The 19657-nt window shown below is 60.7% G+C and carries 14 protein-coding genes; 11 read left to right on the forward strand and 3 right to left on the reverse strand.

Translation table 11 applies throughout. The annotated features are described in order from the left end of the window. Positions 1-86 precede the first annotated feature (86 nt). On the forward strand, positions 87-1772 hold the full coding sequence (locus JNL55_RS10385; RefSeq protein WP_293852726.1) for a tetratricopeptide repeat-containing sulfotransferase family protein: 1686 nt from the start codon (positions 87-89) through the stop codon (positions 1770-1772). Here JNL55_RS10385 and JNL55_RS10390 read toward each other — a convergent pair. Next, positions 1769-4414: an EAL domain-containing protein gene (locus JNL55_RS10390; protein WP_293852728.1), complete on the reverse strand. Its 2646-nt coding sequence runs from the start codon at positions 4412-4414 to the stop codon at positions 1769-1771. The two genes, JNL55_RS10385 and JNL55_RS10390, sit on opposite strands and share 4 nt — an antisense overlap. A 233-nt stretch (positions 4415-4647) precedes the next feature. Between JNL55_RS10390 and JNL55_RS10395 the strand changes: the two genes are divergently transcribed. From JNL55_RS10395 to JNL55_RS10425, 7 genes are all read left to right on the forward strand, one after another. Then, on the forward strand, positions 4648-5373 hold the full coding sequence (locus JNL55_RS10395) for an aspartate/glutamate racemase family protein (protein WP_293852730.1): 726 nt from the start codon (positions 4648-4650) through the stop codon (positions 5371-5373). 15 nt (positions 5374-5388) lie between these two features. Beyond that, entirely contained in the window at positions 5389-6315 is a 927-nt protein-coding gene (locus JNL55_RS10400) for a LysR family transcriptional regulator (RefSeq protein WP_293852732.1), read from the forward strand. A 142-nt stretch (positions 6316-6457) separates the two neighbouring features. Continuing rightward, complete coding sequence (locus JNL55_RS10405; RefSeq protein WP_293852734.1) at positions 6458-7030, forward strand: RNA polymerase sigma factor; 573 nt, start codon at positions 6458-6460, stop codon at positions 7028-7030. After that, positions 7023-8099 carry a FecR family protein gene (locus JNL55_RS10410; protein WP_293852736.1) on the forward strand — a complete coding sequence of 359 codons (1077 nt, stop codon included), beginning with the start codon at positions 7023-7025 and terminating at the stop codon, positions 8097-8099. Before JNL55_RS10405 ends, JNL55_RS10410 begins: the two co-directional genes overlap by 8 nt. A gap of 92 nt (positions 8100-8191) precedes the next feature. After that, entirely contained in the window at positions 8192-10603 is a 2412-nt protein-coding gene (locus JNL55_RS10415; RefSeq protein ID WP_293852737.1) for a TonB-dependent siderophore receptor, read from the forward strand. A gap of 14 nt (positions 10604-10617) precedes the next feature. Then, positions 10618-12114, forward strand: coding sequence for a serine hydrolase domain-containing protein (locus tag JNL55_RS10420; protein ID WP_293852739.1), 1497 nt, complete (start codon positions 10618-10620; stop codon positions 12112-12114). Positions 12115-12245: 131 nt separating this feature from the next. Beyond that, positions 12246-12965 (forward strand): alpha/beta fold hydrolase, encoded by a 720-nt coding sequence (locus JNL55_RS10425; protein ID WP_293852741.1) that lies wholly within the window; start codon positions 12246-12248, stop codon positions 12963-12965. A 5-nt stretch (positions 12966-12970) separates the two neighbouring features. Here the strand turns inward: JNL55_RS10425 and JNL55_RS10430 are convergent, their stop codons facing one another. Both JNL55_RS10430 and JNL55_RS10435 read right to left on the reverse strand, forming a co-directional pair. After that, a complete protein-coding gene (locus JNL55_RS10430; protein ID WP_293852743.1) occupies positions 12971-14008 on the reverse strand; it encodes a FecR family protein in 1038 nt (345 codons plus the stop codon). Then, the gene (locus JNL55_RS10435; protein WP_293852745.1) at positions 14005-14598 is read right to left on the reverse strand and encodes an RNA polymerase sigma factor; all 594 of its coding nucleotides are present in this window, start codon (positions 14596-14598) and stop codon (positions 14005-14007) included. Before JNL55_RS10435 ends, JNL55_RS10430 begins: the two co-directional genes overlap by 4 nt. A 240-nt stretch (positions 14599-14838) precedes the next feature. Between JNL55_RS10435 and JNL55_RS10440 the strand changes: the two genes are divergently transcribed. The 3 genes from JNL55_RS10440 (at position 14839) to JNL55_RS10450 (ending at position 19596) form a co-directional block, all read left to right on the forward strand. Next, positions 14839-17220: a TonB-dependent siderophore receptor gene (locus JNL55_RS10440; protein WP_293852747.1), complete on the forward strand. Its 2382-nt coding sequence runs from the start codon at positions 14839-14841 to the stop codon at positions 17218-17220. A 14-nt stretch (positions 17221-17234) separates the two neighbouring features. Next, the gene (locus JNL55_RS10445) at positions 17235-18203 is read left to right on the forward strand and encodes an MBL fold metallo-hydrolase (protein ID WP_293852749.1); all 969 of its coding nucleotides are present in this window, start codon (positions 17235-17237) and stop codon (positions 18201-18203) included. A 106-nt stretch (positions 18204-18309) separates the two neighbouring features. Next, positions 18310-19596 (forward strand): dipeptidase, encoded by a 1287-nt coding sequence (locus JNL55_RS10450; RefSeq protein WP_293852751.1) that lies wholly within the window; start codon positions 18310-18312, stop codon positions 19594-19596. Positions 19597-19657 lie beyond the last annotated feature (61 nt).

Below are 19657 nucleotides of genomic sequence, written 5' to 3' on the forward strand. Positions count from 1 at the left end.
ACGTGATCCTGCCCCGAAATTGGCGATTCACGTGGGGGCAGCGACGCGCTCGGTGTTGAGCTTGCCGGTGCTGGGCGAGAAGGGCCATGTCCCATGACCTGAGAGCCACATTCATTCGTGCCGAGGCGGATGCGCGCGTCGAAGCTGCATTCGCGCGTCACAAGCAAGGCGATATTCCTTTCGCCTACGAGGTCTACAAGGAAGTTATTGCGGCGTTTCCGGAGCATTCGCGCGCGCTTCATTATCTTGGTTTGATTGCGCAACAAACGGGCCACCCGAGTGAAGCGGTACGCCTGTTGCAGCGGTCGATAGCGCTCGATCCCAGCGATGCGCGGGCTCACAATCATCTTGGCCAGATGTGGGTGCGGCTGAAGAACAAGCCTGCAGCGCTCGACTGTTTCGAGAAAGCCGTGCAGGCCGATGCGACGCATGCGGATTCCATCAACAGCCTGGCGAACGCCTTGCTGGTGCGCGATCCGGTGCGAGCCATCGAGCTGTATCGACGCGTGCTCGAACTCGATCCGCAGTCGGCGAACGCGGCTTACAACCTGGCGAACGCTCTGAACGAACAGCGCGATTCCGATGCCGCACTCGTCCTGTATCAGCGCGCGCTGGAAATCGATCCGCAGCACGTGCGTGCCCACCGCAACGTCGCGGTGTTGATGGAGCAGAAGGGGCGCTTCGAGCAAGCTGCCGGCCACTACCAGAGCGCGCTCGAGATCAATCCGCGCCATGCGGGTGCGTTGGCCAACCTGATCTCACTTCGCTTCTATGAACCGACGCTTGAGAATATCCACCGCGCGCAGCAATTGCTCACCGATGCATCGGTCGGCGATGAGGAGCGAATCAAGCTGAATAGTGGCCTGGGCAAGTATCACGACCGCGAAGGTCGATACGCGCAAGCGTTCGAGCATTTCCTCGCCGCCAAACGCATCGTCGGCGAACGCGGCGCCGGATTCGACGTGCGTCGTATCGTCGATCAAGTCGATCGCACTATCGATGCTTTCTCACCGACGTTTTTCCAGAGAGCGCCGCGCCACGGCAGCGACTCAGCACGGCCCATATTTATCGTGGGCATGCCGCGCTCTGGCACCACACTCACCGAGCAGATTCTGGCCAGTCACAAGTCGGTGTACGGTGCCGGCGAGTTGCAGGATTTGCCGCGCATCCTCAAAGGATTACGACCGGGCTATCCAGCCAATATCGACACGCTCGATGAATCTCAGCTGGCGGCGTTGGCGGAGGAGTATTTGCGAAGTCTGCAGGCGCAGGCCGGTGAAGCGCTGCGTATCACCGATAAGCTGCCGGTCAACTTCATGCATCTAGGCATGATCGCCACGCTGTTTCCTCGCGCGCGGATCGTGCATTGTCGACGTGACCCGATGGATGTCGGTTTGTCTTGCCTGATCGAACAGTTCGATATGGAGAATGATTTCTCCACACGCCTGGATTTTTTCGGTCAGTACTTCCTGCAGTACGATCGGCTCATGGCGCATTGGCGCGCGACGCTGCCGTTACCGATGTTCGAGCTGCGCTACGAGCAGTTAGTAGCGGATTCGTCGACCCAGGTTCATGCACTGGTCGACTACTGTGGTTTGGAATGGGATGAGGCTTGCTTGAAGTTTCAGCAAGCCGATCGAGCGGTGCGAACGCCGAGCCGCTGGCAAGTCCGTCAACCCATCTACCAACGTTCGGTGGGTCGCTGGCGTAATTACGCCGAGCAAATGGAGCCGCTGCGTCGGTTGCTGAGTGAGAGCGGTTACGAGTACTAACCCGCGACCTTCTTGAAGGCTCGCATCGTCAGTGTCTCTGTCACTCGCTGCGCTTCAGCGAGTTGTTCAAGCAGCGCGCGACAGCGGTCGGCGGCCATGGGGCGGCTGAAGTAATAACCTTGACCGTAGAAGCAACCCAACGCGCGTAGTCGCTGAGCTTGGGCTTCGGTTTCGATACCTTCGGCGACCGTGGCCAGGCTCAGTTGGCGAGCCATGGCGATGATGCCGGTGACGATGGCTTCGTCGCTCGGGTCGGTTTCGATATTGCGCACGAACGATTGGTCGATCTTGACGGCGTCCACCGGCAGCGTTTTCAGATAGCTCAGATTGGAGAAGCCGGTGCCGAAGTCGTCGATATACACCCGCGAGCCTTCGTGCCGCAGCGAGTCGATCATGACCACGTGCTTGCTGGAGTTCTGCATCCACGCCGACTCGGTGACCTCGAACGACAGCCAGCGAGGATCGACCTGGTATTCGAGCGCGGTTTCCTGCACGTAAATCGGGAACTGAGTGCGTTCGAACTGCGTCGGCGGCACGTTGACGGCTACCGGCGCCAGCAGCAGCCCGTTGCTCTGCCATTCGCTCAACTGTTTGCAGACCTTGCGAACCACCTGCTCCGTGAGCGCGATGATCATGCCGCTCTTCTCGGCGACCGGAATGAATCGGCCCGGGGACACCGAACCGAGTTCCGGATCGTTCCAGCGAGCCAATGCTTCGAACGAGACCAGCAGACCGGTCTGCAGATCCACGACTGGTTGATACTCGACGTGGATGCGATCTTCATCCACTGCACGTCGTAGCGCTTGTTCCAGCGCAAGATGCTCGCTGATCTCCGCTGTCATTTCCTGCGCGAACTCGCGATAGCAGTCTCGACCGTCGTCCTTGGCTCGATGGAGCGCGATGTCCGCATGCCTCAGTAGCAACGCTGCGTCGTCGCCATGATTGGGATAGACGGAGATGCCGACGCTCGCGCTCAATGAAATGCGTGAGTCGTTTACCACCACCGGTTCGCGAATCTTCGCCAACAGTCTATCGGCCAATGCGCGCAGTCCCGGTCCCTGCGTCGTTTCTAGCGCGATGACGACAAATTCGTCGCCGCTCAGGTGCAGGACGGTGTCGTGCGCCGAGGTGGCTGCACACAGACGGCGCGCTATGATTTTGATGACGGCGTTACCGAAGCCGTGCCCGCCCGAATCGTTGACGTTCTTGAAGCGATCGAGATCGATGTGTAGCAACGCGAGGCCCTGTCCCGAAGCACGCATCTGTTCCAGCATTGCCGGCAGATGGGCATCCAGATAGGTGCGATTGGGCAACTCGGTGAGTGAGTCGTGTTGAATGAGATGGGTCAGGCGATGCTGATTCTCTTGCAGCGCCTGCTCGGCTTGTTTGCGCTGGGTGACATCGCGACCGACGATACAGATCAGGCGATGCCGGCCTTCGACCACGTCGGTGATGGTCACCTCTTCTTCGTGCACGCTACCGTCACGCGCTCGCAGATGCAGTTCCATTGCTGGTAGCGGACCATCCAGCGACGTTGGCAGATCAACATACAGACTGCGCAGGTTGAGCGACGGCAGATCGTCCCGGACGTAGCCGAGGGTGCGCATCAGCGTTTCGTTGGCATCGAGAATGCGACCGGACACGGGATCCGCCAGCACCACGCTTTCATTCAGATGGGCGAGGATGTTGCGATGACGGCTCTCCAGCTCGGCTTGCGCGGCCCAGCTTTGTCGCAAGCGATACAGCAACGCGAACAGTGCCGCCGCGGCGAGTAACACCAACGCGGCGAGCGCGCCCATGACTTTCCAGGTGGTGTCTCGACCCAGATGACCCAAATCGCGCGGGAGTTGAGTGGTGAAATAGGCGATCGGTTGGTCGGCCACGTCACGGACCAGGGCGTATCCCACAACGGAATCATTGCCCGTGACTTGCGCATCCAGCGCTCGATCGCCGGCTGCACCGGATATCCACGACTGGACACTGGCTGGCAGGTGCGGGGCGGGCGTCCGCGAGGTGTCGATGACCACCAGCTTGACCGGCAGGCGGCTGTCCTGCTCGATGCGGGTGATGTCGTGCGGCCGGATGAAACGCGCGAAGAACATCACCGAACCGGTGGCGCCCGACTTGTCCGAGCGTCGAATTTCCACGGCGGCGAACGCCAGCAGTCCTTGAGAGGTTTGCAAAATTCGCCGGGTCGATTCCAGCTTGCGCAGGCTCGGCTCGGTGGGCCGCAGCTGGCCGAACAGATCGAGTAATTCTTTCGGGGCCGGGGAGATCAGCTCGGGGCCGGCTTCGGGCAGTAGCGCCGAGTAGGTGTCCGCCCCGTCGCCCGCCAGGATGGCGACGACATCGACATCCATGCCTTGGAGCGAGTCGACCGAGAAATTCGCGCTCAGAAAGTCCCGCTTCTGGCCGAGCACATAGGCCTGCGCATCGTCCCACTCGGCATAGTCGCGCGTGCTCATCGCCAACTGCCCCAGGTCGGACTCGAACGCCCGGGCCACCTGCGCGGCCCGCTCGGTGGTCTGCTCCAGCTCGATCTTGTCGAAACGGCCGATCAAAACGCGCGAGACGAAGCCCATCGCCACGAGTAGCGCGACCACACTCGCCACCAAGCCAAAGACCAGGAGCCTGCCGCGCAAACCGTTACCAACCTTTTCGTGTTCTTGGAAAACGCACCGGGATATAACGGCCGCGCGACCGCGTCAAGCAGTCTGTGCGACGCTGATCCTGGCGACGCTGTGAGGCCGGTCACTCAGGGCTATTGCGTAGGCGATCTCGGCGCGTCCCAAAGGCCCGGCAGCACGCCGTCCACTACCGCTCGCTATGCAAAGACTGCATCGGGCCGGCAAGGGGCCGACAGCACACTGGGGCGATGAACGACTCGACGCGGCGTTTGATCGGGGTCCTGGGCGGCATGGGGCCGATGGCCACCATCGACTTCATGGCCAAAGTGGTCGCTTTGACGCCGGCGACTTGCGACCAGGCGCACATGCCCTTGATCGTGCATCAGGTGCCGCAGATTCCTGACCGAACCGCGGCCATCATGGGCGGTGGCGATGCTCCGTTGGCGCCGATGCTGGCCGGCTTGCGCAGGCTGGCGCGGGCCGGCGTTGAGCTGGCGGTCATTCCCTGTAACACTGCCCATCACTGGCATGCACAGCTTTCGCAACTCCAAGAGCTGCCACTGCTGCATATCGCGGAAGCCGTGAGGCAGGAGCTGATTCTGAGTGGGGCGCACGACAAGAAGGTCGCGTTGATGGCGACCCGAGGGACGCACCTTGCAGGCGTGTACTCCGGTCGTTTGGGGGCGGCGTTCGAGCCGTTGATGACCGGCGACGAAGCCGTGCAGAACCTGGTCGATGCGTCGATTGCAGCTGTCAAAGGTGGTGACCTGGCGCAAGGAACCCGTGCCGCACTGGAAGCTGCCGATCGCTTGTTCGCAGCCGGCGCCGAAGTGTTGATCCTAGGCTGCACCGAATTGCCAGTAGCATTGGCCAATACCGCCATCCAGGATCGATGTATCGATTCGACGCTCGCGCTCGCCCGCCTGTGCGTGAAAGAATCCATGCGTGACGATACAAACGTGCGGGCCGCTTAACTACTCGGCATCGGAATGGATATTCGCTGGCTGCAAGATTTCCTGACCATCGCCGAGACGGGTAACTTCACTCGCGCCGCCGAGATCCGTAACAGCTCGCAGGCCGCGTTCAGCCGGCGCATTCAAAGCCTCGAGCAATGGTTGGGCGTGCCGCTGATCGATCGCAGCGCCTTTCCCACCAAGCTCACGCCGGAAGGCGAACGATTTCGCGAACGCGCCGCCGAGATCGTACTGCAAGTGGCGGACGCCAAGACGTCGCTCACTGGTGCGGTGGTCGGGCGAGGTCAGCAGGTGCGGATCGCGCTTCCACATGCTCTTGCCACTGGGCGCCTCGCCGCGTGGTGGGCGGAGTGGGGTGGGCTCCACATGAATGATGTGACCTGCACCGCCGTGCCCGGCAATGTCCACGACACTGTCACCGCATTGGTCTCCGGCAACGCTGACCTGCTCATTTGTTTCCATACGGCCGAGCAACCGATTCATCTGTCCGCTCAATACGAGCGCGTCGTCATCGGTGCAGAAAATCTGCGTCCCTACGTGGCGGCAAGTCTGGCCGCGAACGTACAGAAACATTTTCCGGGGACCCAGCGAGCGCCGTTGTCGTTGTTGATGTATTCCTCCGGTGCTTACTTGGGCCGAATGGTGGATCTGATCATCGAATCGGTGCGACCACGACTGATCGGTCGCTGTGTGTTCGAGGCCGACATGGCCGATGTGTTGCGTAATCTTTGTGTGGAAGGTCGAGGCGTCGCCTGGCTGCCGGACTGTTCGGCGGAAGGCGCGCCGCCGGGAAGCCTGGTGGCTCTGGAAGGCTGGAGTCAGAGCATGTCGGTGGTCGCCTACCGAGACCGGCAAGCACGCAATCCCAAAGTAGAAAGACTATGGCCGGCGCTGTCCGGTAAGAAGCCAGCCCAGGCGCGTAAGCGCAAGCGCGACGCATAACGCGCCCGCCGATTCATATTAAAGATCCTCGAGCCGACGAAATCCCCCCGTCGGAACCTCAGCTAACTCAAAAGATTTTCGAACCCGCGGAAACCCGCCTGCCGCGCTGTATTTGCCAGTAACTTGGCAGTAGTGTGGCGTCATGTCCGTGTCGCCCGAGGAATGGTTCGATCGCGAAATTCTGCCGCATGAGGCAGCGTTGATGCGCTATCTGAATCGGGTCTGGCCGCAGCGGGATGAAGTTCCAGATCTGCGGCAGGAGATCTACATCAGGGTGTTCGCGGCGGCCTCTCCGGTCCCGCCGTATGCGCCGAAGGCGTTCCTGTTTACTACCGCACGAAACTTGGTGATCAAGCGACTGCGCCGGAACAAGGTGATCTTCATCGGTGCCGGCGGCGAATTGGATGCGCTGAATGTATTGGTGGACGAAGCTTCGCCAGAACAGGATCTGGCCGGCGTCCAGGAGTTGACGCAACTGGCCCGGGCTTTCGACCGCTTGCCTGAGCGTTGTCGTAGCGTGATGTGGATGCGCAAGGTGCAGCAGCTGTCGCAGAAGGAAGTGGCGCAGCGACTGGGCATTCAAGAGAAGGCAGTGGAGAAGCAGGTGGCACGAGGCATGAGGCTGCTGGCCATGGCGCTGGCGGATGCCGGCAGCGACGCGCTGGCAGCGGAAGATGAAAGAGCAACCGCACAGGAGGCAGCGGAACGTGCGTAGCCAACAGATAGAAGAAGTAGCCGCGGAGTGGCTGAGTAAGCGCGACAGCGGCAACTGGAGCGAGGCTGACGAAGCGCAGCTGGCGCAATGGCTGGAGCATTCGCCGGCGAACAAAGTCGAGTATCTGCGCCTGCGACGATCATGGAATCAAGCAAACAAGTTGCGCGCGTTGGGTGCGGGTGTCGACGCAAACGAAATACCGCCGCGAGGGCAGTGGCGGCTGCAAACGTTTCCTGTGCCTGACAGCGTGCCTGCTGCCCGCGCCGATTCGCGGCCCGACGTCGATGAAGGCGTGGCTCCTCCGCCGAGCAATGCGACCAAGTCGGCGCGCGGCAAATGGTTCGGGCTCGCGGCCAGTGTGGTGATGGCGCTGGCTGGGACCACCGGTTGGTGGCTGATGCGACAGGGCCAGGAGTCTTATGCGACTGCCATTGGGCGCATCGAGCGAGTGCCGCTGGCTGATGGCTCGCAAGTAACATTGAACACCAGCAGCAAGGTGCAAGTGACTCTCACCGACACGCAGCGTCGTATCGACCTGCGCGAGGGTGAGGCGTTCTTCGAAGTCGCCAAGGATGCGTCTCGGCCTTTCGTCGTCTACGCCGGTGATCAGCGAGTCATTGCAGTGGGCACCAAGTTCTCCGTCTGGAGGACTGGCGCGAGCGCTCGTGTGGTCGTGGTGGAGGGCCGAGTGCGCGTCGACACTGTGGCCGAAGACCCGCGAGGTGCGCATGCAACTGAACTTGGAGCGGGTGAGGTGGCGCGTGCCGATGCGATGGGTGTGACTGTAGCGGCGCCTAAACTCAATGAAGCTGAAGCCAATCTCGCCTGGCGTTCGGGTTTCCTGAATTTCCGCGACACGTCGCTGTCGGAAGCAGTCGCCGAGTTCAATCGTTACAACGAGCGCAAACTGGTGATCGCCGATCCGTCCATCGCTCAACTGCGCATCGGCGCCAATCTGAGAATGAACAACATCGCCGCCTTCGTGCGCGTGCTGGAGCAGGAGTTCGCGATTCAGGCCAGCGATCAGGGTGAACGGATTTTACTGAGCGCGGCGAAGGACAGCCGTTGATTGTGAGTGGCTGAGGGGGGATTTGTCGCCGGTGAGGATCTCAATAGATACGGCAATCATTTCGAGCACAGCCGTATGGGGAGTCACCGGAAATGAAATTACATGAATTGAGAGCGGCAGTTCTGGCTGCGCTGGGCTGTTGCGGACTGGCCTTCACGGCCTTTGCCGGCGAGCCGCAAGACATCGATATTCCCTCGGGGACGCTGATCGCTGCGCTCGAGACGCTGGGCAAACAGTTTGGCGTCGAGTTGGCCTATCGGCCCGAGTTGGTCAAAGACCTGCGCACATCCGGCGTGCGCGGCAAGATCTCAGCTGAAGATGCCGTGAAGCAGTTGCTTCAAGGCACGCCGCTGTCGGTGAGAACCGATACCACGGGTGTGCTGGTGATTTCCGATGCCAAACCCAGCGGCGCACGCTCGTCGTTGTTGCTGCGGGATCAACTCGATTCGCCGGACGCGGTGGAAGAAGTCATCGTCACTGGCAAGGGCACGCTCGACCTGCTGTCGTTTGGCAAGGAAGCGCAGACACTACGAAACATTCCGCAGTCCGTGTCGATCATGACTCGCCAGCGCATGGAAGATCAAAACATCACTACGCTCGGCGAAGTGCTCGACAGCACCGTCGGCATCTTTGCGCACGATCAAGGCGACGGCGGTGGTTCCGTCAACGCCTATGCCAGAGGCAACCTCATGGGCGCGCAGTTCGACGGTGTCGCAGGCAGTCGTTCCGTGGTGATGGGCGATTCGCAGTTCGATATGGCGATTTACGATCGCGTCGAAGTGTTGCGAGGGCCTGCTGGTCTGGCGACCGGTGTCGGTGAGCTTGGCGGCACGGTCAACATGGTGCGTAAGCGGCCGCGCGACCAATTCGGTGCGGGGGCTAGTCTCTCGGTCGGCTCATGGAACAACTATCACGGCGATGTGGACTTTACTGGCCCACTCAGTGCCTCCGGACGCCTGCGCGGGCGTGCGGTACTGATCGGCGAGCAGCGCGATTACTTTTACGACAAGGCGGACAAGCAGTCGTGGACGGGCTACGGCATCGTCGAGTTCGACGTGACCGAGGCCACGACCGTGGGACTGTCGGCTGGTGTACAGCGTACCGATCTCACGCCGACCAATGGACAGCCGATGTATGTTTACGGCGATGGATCGTATGCATTGCTCGGCGCGCCGCGCTCGATCAATCTGATAACGGGTTGGTCCACTGTCAAGCGCAACATCGACGAGCAAGTGTTCGATGTCGTGCATCGCTTCGACAATGGCTGGAAGGTGAAGCTCAACGTCAATCGTCGCGAATCGCTGTTTGACTACCGGGCCGGCGAGCCATCGAGCCCCATCGACGCTGCCACCGATCAGATGGATTTCTGGGCAGCCACCTACGCCATCGAATACGAGAGCTTGGGTATCGACATCAACGTCACGGGTTCGGTCGAGCTGTTCGGGCGCAAGCATGACTTGCTGCTGGGCTTCAATGTCGACCGCTTCGATCGCGAAATTCCTTGGGGAGGGGCCAGCCTGGGATCCTTGAATGCGTTCAATCCCGGAGTCGATGCGTCAGTGGTACCCGCGCGGACCTTTTCATTGGGCAGTCGCGTGGATCAGCAGGGCGTCTACGGCATGGCGCGCATCAGTTTGTTAGATCCGCTCACTGTGATTCTCGGTGGCCGGGTCAGCGATTATTCCGACGCGTCGCGCGGGTTCGCGCCGATCGATTCACCCGTTCCGTGGCAGGACGGCGAACCAACCAATGGTGAGTTCACGCCTTACGCCGGTGTGGTTTGGGACATCAGTCGCGAGTTCTCGTGGTACGGCAGCTATACGCAAGTGTTCCAGCCGCAGAGTGATCTGGACTATCAGGCCAATTTGCTCGATCCGCGCGTCGGCTACCAAGTCGAGACGGGACTCAAGGGCGAACACTTCGATGGGCGGTTGAACACGTCATTCGCCGTCTTCCGGCTCCGCGACAGCAACTTGGCGACGCCGGACACCGATCCCAACCATCCCTGTTTCAACGGCGATGTTTGTTACAAAGCCGCCGGCCTGATCGAGACCAAAGGCTGGGAGATGGAGATCGTCGGGCGGCTGCAGCCGGGTTGGGATCTGACCTTGGGATATACGGCTTACAGTCAAGAAGATGCCCAGACCGGTGAAGCTTTCAACACACGGTTGCCGGATCATGTGTTCAAACTCTGGAGCAACTATCGGTTCGACGGCTCGCTGTTCGGTGGCGCCTTGCAGGGCTGGAATGTCGGCTTGGGCGTGCACAAACAGAACGGTGTCTATTACGCCGAGGGCACACCAGCAGTGACTATCGTCGAGGCTGATGGCTACACCGTAGCTGACTTGCAGGTCGGCTATAAGGTCAGCGAGAAGCTCAGAACCACGCTGACGATCAGCAATCTGTTCGATCGCAATTACTACTCCGCGATCTGGGATGCGAGCGCACGTAACATGTACGGAGAACCGCGTGCGGTGATGCTGACGGTTCGGGCGACGCTGTGAGTTCAATTGGAGTGATGAGAGCGCGGCATGCCGCGCTCCTGTCGGCGTCAGCTCTAGCACTTCATTTCGGGTCGGCGGTAGCAGCGCCCGCCACGGATCGATTCTCTGCCGTCAGAGAGCATATCCGTGCGGAGATGACGAAAGCGGGCACTCCGTCCGTAGCGATTTCCGTGGCTCAGCACGGCAAGATTTTGTGGGAAGAAGGTTTCGGCTGGGCCGATCGTGAGAATCGGGTTCCAGCCACACCGCACACCGTCTATTTGCTCGCGTCGACGTCCAAACCTATCACTGCGACGGGTTTGATGGTGCTGGTCGAGGCTGGCAAGGTGGAGCTGGATCGTCCCATCGATGACTACCTTGGGCCCGTCCGATTGCAAGCGCGGATCGGCGACGCTACTCAAGCAACCGTGCGTCGTGTGGCGAACCATACTGCGGGGCTGCCGATGCACCACCAGATTTTCTATTCTGGTGAGCCCCGGCCAGCGATCGGCACGACCCTGCAGCACTATGGCAACTTGATCACCGCGCCTGGCGAACGCTTCGAGTATTCCAATCTCGGCTATGGCGCGCTCGAAGCGGTGATTGCGCAGGTTTCCGAACAACCGTTCGATGAGTTCATGCGTGCGAGGGTCTTTGCCAAGCTGGGCATGACGCATACCTCGGTCGGTCGCGACGATGCGCTCAAGGATTACATTGCTGTTGCCTATGACGATACCGATGCGCGTATCCCGCTGTATTCCGTCGATACGCTGGGCGCGGGTGGCATGTATTCGAGCGTCCACGATCTTGCGCGCTTCGGCATGCTTCACTTGCAGGACCGCGTTGCCGATCAGGCGCGGATCTTGTCCGATGCGTCGCTAGTTGAAATGCATCGCCCCACCAGCCGTCATTACAGCGGTCAGGGCTACGGCATAGGATGGGCCGTAAGGCCGCGGGCGGATGGCTATTCGGAAGTATCTCACGGCGGCAACCTGCCGGGCGTTCATTCCATCTATCGCCTGGTCCCCTCCGAGCACATCGTCGTCAGCCTATTAAGTAACAAGAGTGGCGACTTCGACATCTCGGATGGCATCGTGGATGAGGTGCTCAAGATCTTGCTACCCAAGCGGAAAGCGGATCAGGAGTCTGAGGAAGAGGCAGCAGCACCGAAGCCTGCATTCACGCCGCCGCCCGCGCTGCTGGGACGTTGGAGCGGCACTGTGCACACCTATCAGAGCGAGGTGCCAATCACTCTTGAGTTCTTGGAGTGCGGGCAGGTTCACGCGAAGATTGGCAGTGAATTCACAGCGCTGGTGTCCGACGTGAAGTTCGAAGACGGCTGGTTGTCTGGTAACGTGATTGGCTCGCTGGGTACGGATGACATTCGGCGCCGGCATTCGAACGCGCTGTCGTTGTCTTTGAAATTGCGGGGCACGGTGATGAATGGCGGGGTCGCGGCCCAGGCCCGCGGCCTGCCAGGCTCAATTGATAGCTATCTGCTGACGCACTGGACTACACTGAAGAAACTATGACGTCTCTTAACATTCGTCGCGCTCTTTGGATGGTCTTGCTCAGTGTGTTGGCTACAGGTGCGTGGGCCGCCGAACCAGTTTGGCGCACATTGCCGCTACCACCACCGCCACCGGCGCCAGTGAAACAGGGAATGGCTGCGGTCAATGGCGTGCGTCTGCATTACGCGCTGTACGGTCGTGGCGAACCGCTCATCCTGCTGCATGGAGGTTCAGGGCAGGGCGATCACTGGGCCCTGCAGATTCCTGCATTCATGACGCGTTATCAGGTGTTGACCATCGATAGCCGTGGACACGGCCGGAGCACGCTCGGCACCGAACCCTTGAGCTATCGGCAGATGGCCGATGACTTGGTGGCGCTGATGGATCAGTTGCAGATCTCGAAAGCGTCGATCGTGGGGTGGAGCGATGGTGGAATCATTGGCCTCGACCTGGCCATCCGCCATCCCGAGCGATTGGTTCGGCTGGTCGCCTTCGGCGCGAACTACCGAACCGACGGTGCGCGGGCCGAGCCGCTGGACAGTCCAACGGGGCCGGCTTGGGCCGAGTTGTCGACGCGCGAATACGCTGCGCTATCTCCTACGCCAGACAAATTCGACGCCTTCCGTCAGGCGTTGGGTGCCATGTATGCGAATCAGCCCAACTACAGTGATGCACAGTTGCGCGCCATCCATACCCCAACGTTGATCTCGGCCGGTTACTACGATGAGTACTACGAGCTCGATCACACCATCGCAATGGCGCGCCTCATTCCCGGCGCACAGCTAGCCATCCTGCCTAACGCGAGTCACTTCGGCATCTGGCAGGTGCCGCAGGTGTTCAATCAAATGGTGCTGGATTTTCTGGCGCAGTAGCGGCCTCAGCGCTCGGCGCTCACCAAGAAATCGCCGTTACGCTGGCTGACGCGGACCGGATAACCTTTCTCCACGATATCGACGAACGACTCCACGCCGGTCGACCGGAAGTTGCCGGCGACGCTCAAGCTGGCGACTGAGGCATCCTCGATCAGGATTTTGCGTTGGTTGTAACGATTGAACTCCGCCGCCGCCGCGGCCAGCGTGACGTTCTTGAGGACCAACATGCCGCTGCGCCAGCTCAGTTCTTGTTCCGCTTCGCGTGTTTCTTTGTGTTGAACGATCAGCTCGGTACCGCTGGTGCGAGCTATGCTGCCCGCGGGCAAGGATTGCGCTGCGCTTTGTTTCGAGTCCGGGGCGCCGGCCGAGACGATCTTCACCACGCCTTCAGTAACGACCACTTCAATGTCGTCGCCGGCATTGCCCATGCCTCGGCGTACCGAGAAGCTGGTGCCGACGGCGATCACGCGTTTGTCGCCGGCGAAGACCACGAAGGGGCGCTTGGCATCCTTGGCGACTTCAAAAAAGGCTTCGCCGTAGGTGAGGTCGATGCGTCTTTCGGTCTCACTGATCGCCACCTTGATCCTGCTGTCGGTGTTGAGAGTGACTTTGGAGCCATCGGCGATCGGCAACGAGGCGACGCCGCCGACCGGCGTGGTGAAGCTATTGGCCGATTGCCACAGATGCACAGCGGCCCACGTCACAGCCGCGAGCGCGACGCTTGCTGCCAGCACACCGGCGCGGCGTCCGAACGCGAGGCGCTTCGAGTCGCTGCCGCGGGCGCGCTGAGCAAAGAACGGCGAGAGATTCCATTGGCCCGGCGGGGGCGGATCTTCGCTGGGCGAACCGGCGCCCAACGCTTTCAAGCGCAGCGCTCCTTCCCAGGCACTTTGCAAGCGCCAGTAGGCGACGCTATGTGCCATGGACTCACTCATCCAGCGCTCGAAGTCCTGCTCATCCGCCGCGGACCAGTTGCCGGAATCGCGACGCGCCAGCCACCGACCGGCTTCGTCTTCAATACGCTGTGTGCTTTCCATGCTCATGGCGAGTCCTGTTCTTGAGTGTCATCGGCAAAACTTTCCTTCGCTAAGAAGCGCTCGGTGCTGGTATAGGTGGCGCTCCAGGGAGCCTGGCCCAAGTACTGCGCCAGCAGTTGGCTGCCTCTTTGCACCTGGCCTTCCACGGTGCGCTCGCTCAAGCCCAAGCGACGCGCCACTTCCCGTTGCGGTATCTCCAGCACGCGTCTCATCCAGACCACTTTGCGGCACTTGGCCGGCAATCGATCGAAAGCGCGAGCCAGTCGCGCCAGCTCCTGGTGGCCGCCGACCTGCCGATCGGGCGTCTTTTCATCGACCACATCGTTCGACAGATCGGTATCGCCCGCCGCTTGTATCGAGACGATGCGTTCACGGCGCCGGCGGTCTGCCATGATGTGTTTGGCGATGGAGAACAGGAACGCTTTGGGCGACTGGGGGCGGGTGTCACGCGACGCCTCGCAGATCCGTGCGTAAGCCTCTTGCCGCAGATCGGCGAGTTCGTCGCGATTGGGCCAGGCTCTGGCGAGAAACCGCATCAGCACTGTTTCATGTACCAGTACCTCGCGCTTGAACCAGGAATCGAGCCGGCCGTTCATGGCGGACAGACTACCTCTGTGTCGCGCCGGCCGGCCAGTAGCGGCGCGCGAATAAAATTTAGGTGATGAACGCCGCTCGTTCGACTCAGTATTAATGTGGCGCGGCTCGGTGCTGGCGCTACGTCGATTTAATCCAGGTGGTTTCTGCACCCCGAACGACTACCAAGGCAGCATCAACAGTCGGGGACACGAACGATGAAAAACAAATACTCGGCCACTAGCGCTGCCTTGACGGCTCTCATGGCTGTTGCCTCAACCGCCGTTGCCGCTGGCGTGGAGCAGCCGCAGGGAACCGCGCTTAGGTTGGCGCAGAGCGAGCGACGCGTCAGTCTGGATATTCCTGCCGGCGATCTGACTCATGCGCTCAAGACGCTGGCCGACCAGACCGGTGCGGATCTGGTGTACCGGCCCGAGCAAGTCGAAGGGCTCAAGACTCGCGGTGTCAAAGGCGAGTACGCGCCCAAGGATGCTATCGAAAAATTGCTCGAAGGAACGGCGCTGCAGCTGTCGACCAACGCGGCCGGCGCATTACTCATTGCCGAACCGAAGCGCTCCGGGGCCGCGCAGCGTGCTGGTGATGCGGCGACGACCAGTGGTGTGCAGGCTGAAAGTCAGTCGACGCACGCGGACGGGGAGGTCAGCGAGATCGTCGTTACTGCCCATCGTTCGCGGGCCGCCACCAAAACCGATGCGCCGCTCATCGAGACGCCGCAGTCCGTCTCGATCATTACCAGCAAGCAGATCGAAGCACAGGGCGCCAGCTCGATGGAGGCTGTTCTACAGTACAGCGCGAGCATTCATTCCGCGGACGCCGGCACCAGGAACAGCGGCACCGTCGGCACCACTTTCGTCATGCGGGGCTTCGCCAGTTCGGGTTCGCTCTACATCAATGGCAGCAGATTCCCGATCAACACCATCAACGGACCCGAAGAACCTTATTTCTATGAGCGGGTCGAGGTGCTCAAGGGGCCGGCGTCGGTGCTGTACGGTCAGGCTGCTCCGGGCGGCATCATCAACATGGTCACCAAGCGGCCTACTGATGAGCCGTTGCGTGAACTCGAACTGCAAGGCGGCAGCTGGAACCGCAAGCAGGTCAATGGCGATTTCGCCGGGCGTACGGAAGACGGCACTTGGGGATACCGCGTCACGGGCATAGCACGCGACAGCGATACGATGGTCGACTATGTCATGGACGATCGGCGCGCCGTCTCGGGCGTGCTCGAATGGCAGCCTTCCGATGCTACGGTCGTGTCTTTGCTGACCACTTACCGAGAATCGGACACGCTCTACAATTTGGGCAGCCCCCTCGAGGGGACGCTGCTGCCCAATCCCGCCGGCCTGGGGCGCATCCCGCGCACTCGCTATCTGGGCGAGCCTGAAGACACGTTCTTCGAGACGGATCGCACGACCATCGGCTTGCAGGTCGAACACCGCTTCAACGATACCTGGAAGCTATTGTCGAACTCGCTGTGGTTCGATTCCACCGTTGACTATGGCTACGTGGGCGTCGCCTCGTTTACCAATCCGCCGGACTATCGGAGAGCGAACAGTTCCGGTCGCATGCGGGTCGATGCCGAGGACGGCATCAGCATCGATAACCAGCTCCAGGGCGACATCGAGCTGGGGCGCTTCGAACATACCTTGCTGGTGGGACTGGACTACAGTGATCGGTCTTTCAATCGCGTCGACAGCGCTCTGGTGCTGCAGCCGAAGGACGTTTACGCGCCCGTCTACGGTAATCCGTTTACCCGCAATCCCGCCACTCGCAGCACTGAGGCGGCGACCCAGACAGGCGTCTACTTCCAGGATCAGATCAAGTACGACGATCGCTGGATCGTCATGCTGGGCGCGCGCCGGGACCATGTGAATGAGAAATCCGCCAGCAGCACCGGCGCGACCAGCCAACTGAAGAACGATGTGCTCACCTATCGCGCCGGTCTGGTTTATCTGCTGGACAATGGCCTCGCGCCGTACGCCAGTTATGCCGAGTCCTTCCAGCCAGCCTTCGGTCGGGATGTGAATGGTCGGCCGTTCGATCCGCTCACCGGAGAGCAATACGAAGTGGGCTTGAAGTATGAGCCGAAGGGCTACAACGCCCTGGTGACGGTAGCGCTGTTCGAGCTGACACAAAGAAACGTGCTGCGCACGGATCTGTCCAACTTCGGATTCCTACAACAAACCGGCGAAGCCCGTGCGCGCGGTATCGAACTGGAAGCCAGCGCCAGCTTGAGCCGCGGCCTCGATCTGGTGGCCGGCTATTCCTATACCGATGCGCTCGTCACCAAGAGCAATGCCGGCGATCAAGGTCTGCGGTTCGCTGCTCTACCTCGCAACAGAGCCTCTTTGTGGGCGCATTACTCCGTCGCCGACGGTTGGGCCAAGGGCTTGAGCTTTGGCGCGGGCGTGCGTTACGTCGATGACTCGTTGAGCACCCGGGGCCGATTCTTCGTGCCGTCATACACGGTGGCGGATGCAACGCTGGGGTATTGGCTGACTCGCAGCCTGGAATTGAAGTTGATCGTCAACAACATCACGGACAAGGAATATCTCGCGGCCTGCCAGTTCAACTGCGCGTATGGCACTGAACGCAACTTCGTCGCTGCGGCGAAGTACACCTGGTAGCCGGGAGCTGTCCAATGATTTCATATCAGACATGGGCCGGCAGAATGCGGCTGAAGCTCGCCGCCTTGATTTGCTTGCTCACCGCGTCGATGAGCGCGAGCGGGCAAGCGGGCGACATCGAGTTCAACTATCTCGGCACGGCGGGATGGGAGATCAAGTCTGGAGGCCTGGTGATCCTGGTCGATCCGTTCATCTCCGGTTTGAAGTACGGCTTGGAGCGAAGCATCGCGGAGCGAGAAAAAAGCCGTAGCCTGTGGATGGCCGATCGTCCCGTGCCCGACACTGCGCTGATCGACAAGGTGCTGACCAAGGCGGATTTCATCCTGGTCCATCACTCGCATGTCGATCATATTCTGGACGTTCCTCACATCGCCAAGAAGACCGGCGCCAAAGTCATCGGTACCGAGACGACCAGGAACATGCTGCGCGCTCAGGGCGTCCCCGACGCGCAGTTGCACGCTGTACGAGGCGGCGAGGACTATCAGTTCGAAGGGCTGTCGATCCGGGTGATCCCGTCATTGCATACCGCATTCGAGGACAAGAAATACTTCGATTCCCGCCGGCATGGCCCGGAGGTGAAGTTGCCGCTGCAGCGGGCGGATTTCATCGAAGGGGGCACCTTGATGTACCTGATCCGCGTGGGCGGGTACGAGGTGCTGACCATGGGCTCGATGAACTTCATCGAGCGGGAGTTGCAGGGGCTGAAGCCGGATATCCTGATCGCGGGCGTGACCAATTCCAGGCGGCACATCTATGAGTACACAAACCGGCTGCTGGCTGCCACGGGTTCTCCCAAGATCGTCATGCCGAGCCACTGGGACATCTCCCCCCTGTATCGGAACGAGGCGGCCTACCAGCAGGAAAGAACGGAGGTGCTGGGCCCTTTCGTAAAAGAAGTGGCGAGCGCCGCGCCCGCATCGAAGGTCATCCTGCCGATACATTTGCGACCGATCGCCATCAGCGGTGGTCGGGTCGAGGAATAGAGCCGAAGATCCTGACGATCCGAGCGGACGACGGTGCCGAGAGCAGCGCATTACTATATATTCGCAGAGCGTTATTACGACTTCCCGATACGCGGCGCTCTAACTCATGAAAAAACACCTCGTCATCGCCTTGCTGTCGCCATGGGTCTTTGGCTTGGCTAGTGCCGCCACGCAGCCTGATCCCGCGAACTTGCGACATGCGCAAGAACTCTTGCAGCAGCACCCGGTGATCGATGGGCACAACGATTTGCCTTACGTCATCCGCGAGTTCGGCAAACCGATGCGCGATGTCGCTGCCTATGATTTGCGCAAAACGACGCCGCACGACACCGATCTGGCGCGCCTGCATGAGGGCCGTGTCGGCGGCCAGTTCTGGTCCGTGTTCATTCCCAGCACCGACGATACGAAGCGGGCGGGCTTCGCGCGAATTCAGCTGGAGCAGATCGACATTGCCCGTCGCGTCATCGAGCGCTATCCGGAGGCGTTGCAGCTGGCACTCACCGCCGATGATATCGAGCGTGCCAACAAAGCGGGTCGGATCGCGTCGTTGCTCGGCGTGGAAGGCGGGCACGCCATAGAGAATTCGCTAGGCGCATTGCGTATCTACTACGGCCTCGGCGTGCGCTACATGACCCTGACCCACTTCAAGGGTAACGACTGGGCCGATTCCGCCACGGATGTTTCCCGCCACGGCGGCTTGACCAAGTTCGGGCAGGAAGTGGTTCGAGAGATGAATCGCCTTGGCATGCTCGTGGATCTTTCGCATGTGTCTCCCGACACCATGAACGATGCACTGGACGTGACGACTGCCCCGGTCATCTTTTCTCATTCCAACGCCAAGGGACTCACGCCGCATCCACGCAACGTGCCTGATCAGGTGTTGCGACGCTTGCCGCAGAACGGTGGCGTCGTCATGGCATCTTTTATATCGCCGTTCACCGTGAAGGCGTCGCTGCAGAAGCCTTGGGAAGAAGGCTTCAGCAAAGCCAGCGGCGGCGTGCAGTTCGGCGACGAGAAATACGACGCGGCCCGGGACAAGTACGTCACACAGCATCCGGAGCCGAGAGCCACGCTGGCCGACGTTGCCGATCACATCGAGTATTTGCGCAAGGTGGCCGGCATCGAGCACGTCGCCATTGGCAGCGACTTCTATGGCAATAAAGAGGGCATGGCCGCTGGCTTGGAAGATACGTCCCGCTATCCCGTGTTGTTCGCGGAGTTGATCCGGCGGGGTTGGAGTGACGCGGACCTGATCAAGCTTTCGCGCGGGAACATTCTGAAAGCACTACGCGGAGCGGAGCAGGCCGCGGCGAAGCTGCAGCAGAAGGTCGTACCGTCCATTCGGACCATCGAGGAGATCGATGGTGGCCAAGCTCAGCCGAACCTCAACTAGCGAGGTCTGAGGTCACGAGACTAGAAGCTCGCCTGCAAGGATGCATACCAGCCGTGCTGCT

This window comes from Steroidobacter sp., assembly GCF_016790065.1.
Lineage (GTDB): Bacteria > Pseudomonadota > Gammaproteobacteria > Steroidobacterales > Steroidobacteraceae > Steroidobacter.

Coding starts and splice junctions, on each gene's coding strand:
- JNL55_RS10405 (WP_293852734.1), top strand. CDS start 6,458: ATGTCCGTGTCGCCCGAGGAATGGTTCGATCGCGAAATTCTGCCGCAT.
- JNL55_RS10400 (WP_293852732.1), top strand. CDS start 5,389: ATGGATATTCGCTGGCTGCAAGATTTCCTGACCATCGCCGAGACGGGT.
- JNL55_RS10430 (WP_293852743.1), bottom strand. CDS start 14,008: ATGAGCATGGAAAGCACACAGCGTATTGAAGACGAAGCCGGTCGGTGG.
- JNL55_RS10415 (WP_293852737.1), top strand. CDS start 8,192: ATGAAATTACATGAATTGAGAGCGGCAGTTCTGGCTGCGCTGGGCTGT.
- JNL55_RS10440 (WP_293852747.1), top strand. CDS start 14,839: ATGGCTGTTGCCTCAACCGCCGTTGCCGCTGGCGTGGAGCAGCCGCAG.
- JNL55_RS10425 (WP_293852741.1), top strand. CDS start 12,246: ATGGCTGCGGTCAATGGCGTGCGTCTGCATTACGCGCTGTACGGTCGT.
- JNL55_RS10385 (WP_293852726.1), top strand. CDS start 87: ATGTCCCATGACCTGAGAGCCACATTCATTCGTGCCGAGGCGGATGCG.
- JNL55_RS10450 (WP_293852751.1), top strand. CDS start 18,310: ATGAAAAAACACCTCGTCATCGCCTTGCTGTCGCCATGGGTCTTTGGC.
- JNL55_RS10420 (WP_293852739.1), top strand. CDS start 10,618: ATGAGAGCGCGGCATGCCGCGCTCCTGTCGGCGTCAGCTCTAGCACTT.
- JNL55_RS10445 (WP_293852749.1), top strand. CDS start 17,235: ATGATTTCATATCAGACATGGGCCGGCAGAATGCGGCTGAAGCTCGCC.
- JNL55_RS10395 (WP_293852730.1), top strand. CDS start 4,648: ATGAACGACTCGACGCGGCGTTTGATCGGGGTCCTGGGCGGCATGGGG.
- JNL55_RS10435 (WP_293852745.1), bottom strand. CDS start 14,598: ATGAACGGCCGGCTCGATTCCTGGTTCAAGCGCGAGGTACTGGTACAT.